This is a genomic window from Membranihabitans maritimus, assembly GCF_021729145.1.
In the GTDB taxonomy this organism is placed as follows: Bacteria; Bacteroidota; Bacteroidia; order Chitinophagales; family Saprospiraceae; genus Membranihabitans; species Membranihabitans maritimus.
Window position 1 is genome coordinate 1 of the sequence record NZ_JAJSLW010000078.1, and the last position, 434, is coordinate 434.

Annotated in this window: 1 protein-coding gene; it reads right to left on the bottom strand. The window is 48.2% G+C overall.

Annotation, left to right across the window (positions count from 1 at the left end; translation table 11 throughout):
- Positions 1 to 434 (bottom strand): ATP-binding protein (locus LVD47_RS23380; protein ID WP_236981141.1); only part of this gene is annotated, 434 nt, incomplete at both ends.

The window sequence follows — 434 nt, forward strand, 5'->3', positions numbered from 1 at the left end:
AGTTGTGCTTTTTTAATTCGGTCCATCCATTTGATGAGTGATCCGTCGGTTTTGGCCAAAGCGATTTGTTCGGTAAATCGGTTCATATTAAAATAGAGGGTTCGATACCCCTTCACGCAAGCGGTATGCCCCAGTGCACAAGCCAGGTAAGATTTTCCACAACCGGTGGCACCGGTGATGAGTACATTTTCACCTCGACGTATATAGGCACAGTCGGCCAGGGTCATGAGTTTTTCTTTGGATAAATTGCGGGATTCGGTACAATCAATATCCTGGATCACAGCCGGATAGCGGAGTTTACTCAATCGCAAGAACATTTGCATACGCTTATGGGCGCGGTGTTGTTTTTCGGCGTCTACCAATCGGGCCAACAATTCATGGGCTTCGGGTTGCTGATTGACCGGGAGGTGTAACAGACCTTCATAGGCATCGGC